Source organism: Streptomyces sp. NH27 (genome assembly GCF_056859195.1).
On record NZ_JACEGK010000375.1, the window covers coordinates 1 to 7922 of the forward strand.

The following is a 7922-nucleotide window of genomic DNA, read 5'->3' on the forward strand; positions in this document are numbered from 1 at the left end:
CCGCGCCTGCGTGTACTGCGCCGCCGTCCGCGCCTTCGCGAACTCGTTGATGAAATGTCGACGACCCCACAACTGACGGGTATAAGCCACCAACCCGGGCCGAGCACCACTGACCGACAAGCCGTACATCGCGGCGAGTTCGGCGGGGCTCATGGCTTGGGCCGGTGGTTCGTGCACGGGGGCGAGGCGCTGTGTCATAGAGGGCGCTTTCAACCGGAGGAGCGAATCGCCGGACCCCCGCCGACGTGTCGCGGGTGGTGTGGCGCACGCGGGACGGAACGAAGGGAAACCGAACGAAACGAGACACAACGGAACGACACCGTTCCGTCGCACCACAGACTCTAGGCGACCGCTGCAACGGAACGCAACCGTTCCGTCGTGACGCTATGCTCAAGGTATGGAATCGAAGCCCCGTCGTCCCCCGGCCGGCGCCGCCGTGCTCCGCGAGGGGGTGACGGACGCCATTCGCGCCGCCGTCTTCGACGAGCTGGCCGCCGTGGGCTACGGGCGGATGTCGATCGAGCGCATCGCCCGCCGGGCCGGGGTGGGCAAGGCCGCGATCTACCGGCGCTGGCCCTCGAAACTGCCGATCGTCCTCGACGTGGTGTCCGCCCTCGCGGTGCACGGCATGCCCGCCCCCGACACGGGCACACTCCTGGGCGACGTAAGGCAGTTGGTGGGGGTCACCGCGCGGCTGCTGGAGCACCCGCTCGCCGCCCAGATCGTCCCGGACCTGCTCGCGGAGGCCGCCCGCAACCCCGACATCGCGCTCGCCGCGCACGCCGCCATGCGCGACACCCAGCGCGCGGTGGCGGCCGTGGTGGTCGGCAACGCGATCGAGCGCGGCGAGCTGGCCGCCGACACCGACGTGGACCTCGCGCTCGACCTCGCCATCGGTCCCCTGTACTGGCGCCTGGTGATGATCCGCACCAAGCGCCCGGCCGGCTACCTCGACGCGCTCGCGGCCGCCACCACGGCGGCCCTCTCCGCCGCCCGCCTGCCCGGCCCCGACCCCGCGCCGGCCGCGCCGGCCGCGCCGGCGCCGTAGCCGATCACACCTCGCCTACCGGGCAAACCTTGCCGGTCACGGCACTAGAAAGCCGCGGTCGCCTCGCGCAGCTCTTCCGCGGTCGGTGGCTGGGCGCCGGGACGGGTCGCGGCGAGCGCGCCGGCCACGACGCACTCCCGCAGGATGCGTTCCAGTTCCGGCGCCCCGGCCGGCAGCCGTACGCCGGTCGCGCCGTCGGGGTGCGGGCCGAACAGGCCGGCCAGCAGGGCGGATTGGAAGGCATCGCCGGCACCGATGGTGTCGGCCACCGTCACCTTCGGCGCGGGTACGGAGACCTCGGCCCCGGCGGTGAACCCGGTGGCGCCCGCCGCGCCGCGGGTCAGCACCACCAGCCGCGGCCCGTGGCCGAGCAGCGCGCGGGCGGACACGGCCGGGTCCTGGTCCGGCCACAGCCAGCCGAGGTCCTCGTCGCTGGCCTTGACCACGTCGGCGACGCCGGCGAGCCGCTCCACCGCCTTGCGGTAGACGGCGCGGTCGGGCTGCACCGCGGGGCGGACGTTGAGGTCCACCGCGACCGCGCGGCCCGGCCGGCCGTGCAGTTCCCGGCAGGCGGCCAGCACCTGCTCCGCGCCGGGTTCGACCACGACGGCCAGCGAACCGGTGTGCAGCAGCGCGGTGTCCTCCCCCACCGGGATGCGGTCCGGCGCCCAGGAGGCGAGGAAGTCGTAGGTCGCCGACCCGCTCGCCTCGTCCACGTACGCCAGCGCGACCGTGGTGCGCCCGGAGGCGCTCGGCGCGCGGAGCACGTCGAGGCCGGTGCCGGTCAGGTACTCCGCCACGAGCGTGCCGGGCGGGTCGTCGCTCCAGCAGGTGATCAGCGTGACCGGGCGGCCGAGCCGATGCAGGCCGATGGCCACGTTGGCGGGGCTGCCGCCGGGGGCCGGGCGAACGGTGTCCGTGCCGGTCCGCCACACCAGGTCGACGAGGCTCTCGCCGACCACGATGATCCGGCTGTCGGTTGTCATGGTGCCCTCTGTCACGATGCCCTCCTGCTTCCGGCGCCGACGCCGGTGTCCGTGATCCGCAGCGCGTCCAACTGCCGTACCCGGAGGTCGAAGGCGGCACCGCCCTCTCCCGCCGTACGCGCCTGGAGCCGCCACGGCCCTCGCCCACAGGGTAGAAGCACCCGGTGAGCGCCTCTCCGCCGCGCTGCGGCGCTGCGGACCGGCCCGTTGGACCGTCGGGGCGACCGGACAGCGGAAGTACGCCAGCATTCGGAAGAAGCGTTCGGCTGCCACAGCGTGGCCCGCGCCACGCCTACCGGTCCAGCACCCGTATCCGACCCGGGACCTGTTGCAGCATCGACTCGCGTTCCGTCAAGAGCTCTCAGGCAGCCGACTGGTGAACGCGGTCACTGCCGCCATCACGTCCTCCGCTGTCCACTCCAGCCCCTCGGCCGCCACCGTCACTTCGGTGACCGCGATGTCCGGCGGTCCCCCGGGGGCCGCGAACCACCGGTGGAACAGCGTCGTCCCCGTCTCCTCGGCCAGCCGTACCGCGGCCTCCGTCAGCACGGCAGGGGCGTACGGCAGCCATACCTGGAACCGGTGGATGTGCGGTACCCCGGGATGCACCCGGAACCACGGCACCCCTGCCGACTCGAACCCCTTGTCCAGTGCCGCCGCGACCACCTTCGCGTGCGCCACATAGTCCGGCAACCGGGGCAGTTCCCGCTCCAGCCCCAGCAGCGCGCTCAGCGCCGCCGGATACTGGTGGAACAGATCTCCTCCGTAGCGATGACGCCAGGCCCTCGCCTCGTCGATCAGCGACTGCGGTCCCACCAGCGCCGCGCCCGACATCCCGCCCAGCGACTTGTAGAACGACACATACACGCTGTCCGCGAGCGCCGCGATCTCCTGCACAGGACGGCCGAGGTGCGAGGTGCACTCCCAGATCCGCGCCCCGTCGAAGTGCACGACCGCGTCCCGCTCCCGGGCCGCATCCACCACGTCCGTCAGCTCGTCCCACGTCGGCAGTACGAAACCGGCCTCGCGTAGCGGCAGTTCCAGCATCAACGCACCGAAGGGCTCGTCCAGAGCGCGGACCTCGTCGGCCGTCGGCAACCGGGGCTGGGTCGTCGGATGCACGGTACGCAGCCCGCTCACCGCCGAGAAGGCGCCCCGCTCGTCCGTCTCGGGGTGCGACCGGGGATGCAGGGCCACGGTGCGGTTCCCGGTGCGGCCCGCCCAGCAGCGCAGTGCGACCTGCTGGGCCATGGTGCCGGTGGGGAAGAAGACGGCGGCCTCCATACCCAGGGTGCGGGCGGTACGCCGCTCCAACTCCCCGACGATGCCGTCGCCGTACATGTCGACCCAGTCGTCCACGTCGTACACGCTGCCCGCGTAAGCGGCGAGGTCGGCCAACCGGTCGCCTATCCGGTGCTCTGCGGCGATGCGGGAGAGTACCCGCGTCGCACCGCGCCAGGCGGTCAGTCTGCGGAGTCGTTGATCCGTGCCAGGGTTGTCGGTCATCCACCGATGATCGTGTACGGAGCCGGGTGCGTCACCGGAGTTTTCCCGCTGAGCCCAAGGCGAACACGCACAGGGACCACGATTTCCGCGATCCGCAGGGTGCGGTCCGCGTCAGTTGACTACGTGAGGTTGCCAGGCCGCCAGTTCGCTATCCCTAGTGGGCCTACTCGGACTTTCGGCGGGGGGACACGCGTGCCAGGACAGCAAGCGGGGCACACCTTGCCGGGAGGGACGTTAACGCTGCGTCAGATCCTCACCTATGATCGGCCGGACCACCCGGCAGGGCGAGCCGAAGGCGACCACCATCGGCGGGATGTCGTGGGTCACGACGCTGCCGGCCCCGACGACCGAGCCGCGTCCGATCGTCACGCCGGGCAGCAGCACCGCATTGCTGCCGATCCACACCTTGTCCTCGATCGTCACCGGCTTGGAGAAGCGGTTGTAGTCGTGCCGCAGGTCGGGGTGGACCGGGTGGCCGGTGGTGGTGATGGTGACGTTCGGGGCGATCATGACGCCGTTGCCGATGCGGATCTCGACGTCGTCGATGAGGGAGAGGTTGAAGTTGCCGAAGAAGTCGTCCCCGATATGGACGTTGCTGCCGTAGGCGGCCTGGAACGTGGGGGCGATGGAGCTCCGCTTCCCGATCGAACCCAGTATCCGGCCGAGCAGTTCGGCCCGCCGTTCCGGCTCGGATGGTGCGGTCCGGTTGTACTCGTACAGCAACTCCGTACGGCGCCGCCCGGCCATGAACATCGCGTCGCTCTCGGTGTAGAGCAGGCCCTGCGCGATGCGCTCCCTGGCGTCCGTGTGTGCGTCGACGTGCTCGCCCGCGTGATCTTCCATGCGCTCTTCCATGTGCTTCTCCTTCGCCCGGCCATCGGGACAACCGCCCCATGCGGACGCCCCCGTCTCCAGAGTCGACGGCCGTCCGGATCAACACAACTGCCGGCCGCGGCTCGTTGCCGAGTGTTCCGATCTTTGTCGGCCCGGGTCATGCGTGCGAACCAGGTTGACCGAAACCGGAGGGCGTCCAGGCTGGTGCGTGGCCGGGCGGACGGAGGCAGGGCCGGAGGACCGATCAGGCGGCGGGGCTGGGGGCGGGACTGGAGATGGGCGACGGGGAGGCGCGCCGTAGTACTTCCAGCGCGGGTTGCGCGACCGCGCTCATCCGTTTCTTGCGGAGGTCCAGGACGGGTGTCGGGTTGGAGCGGCCGTGGGCGGCGAGCAGGTTCATCAGGGACCAGATCACGTCGGGGCGTCCGGTCAGGGGGAGTTCACGGCCGTCGGGGGCGATGACCTTGGCCGCGGTGGTGCCGGCGAGCAGGTTGGTGCGGGTCCAGTCGACGACGTACGAGGTGCCGGCCGGGGCCGCGTAGAGGACCACCTCGCGGGTGCGGTGCAGGACCGCCAGGTAGTTCATCGGCACGGTCAGCCGCCGGGCGAGGTCGAACGGCGGTGTACCGTCCGCGGGTTGGACGCGCAGGACCGTGTCGAGCATCGGGCCGTGCTCCTGGAAGTTGTGCGTGGCTGTCATCTGCAGGAAGCGGCCCCGTGCCAGGACGCCACCGCGGCGCGACCACCGTCGGTCGACTTGGCCGAACCCCGCACGCTCACCCGGGAGTTGGTCCACGATCCAGCGGGACTCCTCGCCCGGCTCGGTCACCGGCGCCCGATCCTCGGGGAAGGCGCGGGCCTGCTCGGCCACGGCGGTGTAGCGGGCCGCCGTCTCCGGGTCGAGGCGCCGCAAGTCGATGGTGTCACCGTCGAGTTCGACCCCGCCCACCGACCGCGAGATGCGCATCTGCCGCAGTTGGCGGCCGGGGCGCCGGGTCACGTCGGTCAGCCGGCCGTCGAGATCGACCACGCGGCAGGTCCTCGTGCCCGCGAGCATGGCGCTGCTCGCCCACAAAGGGATGACCGTTCCGTGGGCCTGCGGGGCGGGCGGGCCGGCGGGTCCGGCCGGGCCCGCGGGTGCGGCCGGGCCGGCGGGCCCGACGAGGACGGCCAGACGGCCCGCCGTGACCGCCGACAGGCAGAGGGACGGCACCCGCCAGTCGTCCGTGATCTCGAACCCGGCGGAGCCATCGGCCCGTTCGGCCCGTTCCGACCCTTCGGCCTCCCCGGCGCCCCTGGCGTCCCTGGCGTCCCCGCCGGCGTCCTCGGCCGCGTGCACACGCAGCTTCAACCGGATCAGCGGCGTGAACTCGTCGGGGGTGAAGGTGCCCCAGTACGTCGTGAACGTCGCCCCGCCTTCGGGCTCGTACCGCACGAGTGACGCCTCCAGCACGTCCGCCCGTACCAACCGTGCCGCCGCAGGTCCCTTCGGTGCGCGCGGGGCCCACATCACGAAGCTGTCGGCACCGTAGGAGACGCTCTCGCCCTTCACCCGGTCACGGCGCGTGATCCGGGGGAACTCGCCCCGCGCGGCCTTGACGGCCGTGAACGGGATGACCAGCGTGATCGCCAGCCCGACGACGAACGCGATCCAGGCCCAACTCTCGCCGTCACGCCAGGCGCTGTACGCCACACCGAGCGCGACAGGGCCCGGGAACATGCAGATCGTGATGAAGACCAGATTGCCGACCACCACGCTGGTGTAGCTACGCACGGCCCCACCCCACAACTCGTCCCGATACCCGCGGCACGGATCGTGGCCCGGGACCACTGCCGTCGCCCCTATGCTCCCCTCGCCCCCGTCCCGGCACCACCCGTCCGCGACAACTGCCCCGCCGTCCACCCGGGGCCAGGGCTCAGCGTCGGTGCGGCGTGGCCTCGTCGGACCCGTAGCGGTGATCCTGTTCCTCGTCCATGGCCTCGTAGATCCGGGTCTTGAAGCCCTCCGGGTCCGGCACGTGCTTCAACGTCAACAGCCCTTGCTCCGAGCCCGACTCGATCTTGAGCGTCCCGCAGCGGATGATCCGCTCCCACAGGGAGGCTTCGAACGAGATGTCGTTGACCCGGGTCAGCGGGATGCTGCGGCCGGTCTTGCTCACGAAGCCGGCCCGCTGGTGGATGCGCTTGGTGGTGAGGATGTAGACGATGCCGCGCCACTTCAGGAGCGGAACCAGCCAGAACCACACGGAGATGACGAGCGCGACGGCCAGCACCGCGTACACCCCGGTGTGGCTCCAGCTCTTGCCGCTCGGCAGGGCCCACAGCAGCGCCCCGGCAGCGGCCCAGGTCACGCAGAGCACCACGAAGTCGCCGACGAGTCGGGTCCAGTGCTGCCGGGTGAGATATATGAGGTCTTCGTCCTCGGTGAGGTGGTGGTCCACGTTAGGCATGCTGGGCATCTTGGCACACCGGGGTCGGTGACTTCGCCCTTCCCTTCGAAGCTCCACCTCGTCCGCACGGCCCCCGCCCTCATTTCCCAGGGCCCCCGGCGCCCCGGCTCCGGCACCCCCGGGCATCACGCCCACGCGCTCCCGGCCACGCAGTTCGCGACCCTGTCATCAACCCGGGCTCCCGGATGTCCGGGCACGGATGTCACCGCAGGTCACCGCAGGTCACCACAGGTCACCTCACCGCAGGACGCCCTCCACCGCCTGGAGAAAGCCGAGCCAGGTGGCGGCACGGCGCCCGGTCCGCCGCCCCGGCTGTGGTGACTACCGACCGGCCGGCTCCCACTGCTACCGCCGCCCGCCTCGGGCCACCACACCACCGGTGACGACCGCACCAACTTCCCTAGCGGACGGTGACGTTGAAGACCGGGGAGGCCGTCTTGCCGCTGACGATGCGCAGGTCGTTCTTGCCCTTCAGGCCGAGTTCGACGCCCAGCGAGTAGGAGCCGCTGCGGGTGATGGGCGCGGAGGCGGGCAGAGTGACCCACTTGCCGTGCTGCTTCTGCTGGAGCGTCACCTTGCTGCCGGCCTTGAGGCCGGTGGTCTTGCCCGTGACCCGGAACAGCTTCCAGGCGGCGACCGAGGTGACCGACGGCTTGGCGGTGATGGTGGCCTTGGCGGGCGCCGCCTGCTGCGCGACGGCGGAGGGCACGGCGTGCACGGTCGGGGTGGCGGCCATCGCGGTGCCGGCCACGGCGATGGAGGCCGCGATGAGGACGCCGAGGGCGGCGATACGCAGGGAGTTCCGCTTGGCGATGATCATGGGTTCGTCCATTCCGTTGAGAAGTGTCACGATGTGAACCAAAGGCGGGATAAGCGCCGTTGGTGCGTTCTCACGGGATAAGACGGTCGATCGCACGAATGCGTTGTAGGTACCTTGTCACCGTCTCGTAACGGCAGAGTCGTCGCGGAAGTGCCCCATCCGCCCGGCCCCCGTGACCCGGTGACCCCACGGCCCGATGCCCCGGTGACCCCGTAGCGCCGCAACCCCGGGCAGTGCGCGGGCCGGAGCAGGGCGGGCCGGAGCAAGGAGAGGTGGGG

At 71.3% G+C, this 7922-nt stretch carries 7 protein-coding genes and 1 pseudogene; 1 reads left to right on the plus strand and 7 read right to left on the minus strand.

What is annotated here, in order from left to right; all coding sequences use genetic code 11:
• Positions 1–198: pseudogene (locus tag AC13HU_RS26240) on the minus strand (ABC transporter permease); the annotation flags it as partial.
• 199 nt (positions 199–397) lie between these two features.
• Here AC13HU_RS26240 and AC13HU_RS26245 point away from each other — a divergent pair.
• Positions 398–1048 carry a TetR/AcrR family transcriptional regulator gene (locus AC13HU_RS26245; protein ID WP_483044422.1) on the plus strand — a complete coding sequence of 217 codons (651 nt, stop codon included), beginning with the start codon at positions 398–400 and terminating at the stop codon, positions 1046–1048.
• A gap of 44 nt (positions 1049–1092) precedes the next feature.
• On the opposite strand, the gene AC13HU_RS26250 is transcribed toward AC13HU_RS26245, so the two are convergent.
• The 6 genes from AC13HU_RS26250 to AC13HU_RS26275 all read right to left on the minus strand — a co-directional run bounded on the left by AC13HU_RS26250 (position 1093) and on the right by AC13HU_RS26275 (position 7644).
• Complete coding sequence (locus AC13HU_RS26250; RefSeq protein WP_483044423.1) at positions 1093–2049, minus strand: carbohydrate kinase family protein; 957 nt, start codon at positions 2047–2049, stop codon at positions 1093–1095.
• A gap of 336 nt (positions 2050–2385) precedes the next feature.
• On the minus strand, positions 2386–3540 hold the full coding sequence (locus tag AC13HU_RS26255) for a threonine aldolase family protein (protein ID WP_483044424.1): 1155 nt from the start codon (positions 3538–3540) through the stop codon (positions 2386–2388).
• Between the two features lie 234 nt (positions 3541–3774).
• Complete coding sequence (locus AC13HU_RS26260; protein ID WP_483044425.1) at positions 3775–4395, minus strand: sugar O-acetyltransferase; 621 nt, start codon at positions 4393–4395, stop codon at positions 3775–3777.
• Between the two features lie 223 nt (positions 4396–4618).
• Complete coding sequence (locus tag AC13HU_RS26265; protein ID WP_483044426.1) at positions 4619–6148, minus strand: hypothetical protein; 1530 nt, start codon at positions 6146–6148, stop codon at positions 4619–4621.
• 142 nt (positions 6149–6290) lie between these two features.
• Positions 6291–6824, minus strand: a complete 534-nt coding sequence (locus AC13HU_RS26270) for a PH domain-containing protein (protein ID WP_483044427.1) — start codon at positions 6822–6824, stop codon at positions 6291–6293.
• A 400-nt stretch (positions 6825–7224) separates the two neighbouring features.
• Entirely contained in the window at positions 7225–7644 is a 420-nt protein-coding gene (locus AC13HU_RS26275; RefSeq protein WP_483044428.1) for a hypothetical protein, read from the minus strand.
• Positions 7645–7922 lie beyond the last annotated feature (278 nt).

Coding starts and splice junctions, on each gene's coding strand:
- AC13HU_RS26245 (WP_483044422.1), top strand. CDS start 398: ATGGAATCGAAGCCCCGTCGTCCCCCGGCCGGCGCCGCCGTGCTCCGC.
- AC13HU_RS26255 (WP_483044424.1), bottom strand. CDS start 3,540: ATGACCGACAACCCTGGCACGGATCAACGACTCCGCAGACTGACCGCC.
- AC13HU_RS26260 (WP_483044425.1), bottom strand. CDS start 4,395: ATGGAAGAGCGCATGGAAGATCACGCGGGCGAGCACGTCGACGCACAC.
- AC13HU_RS26270 (WP_483044427.1), bottom strand. CDS start 6,824: ATGCCTAACGTGGACCACCACCTCACCGAGGACGAAGACCTCATATAT.
- AC13HU_RS26275 (WP_483044428.1), bottom strand. CDS start 7,644: ATGATCATCGCCAAGCGGAACTCCCTGCGTATCGCCGCCCTCGGCGTC.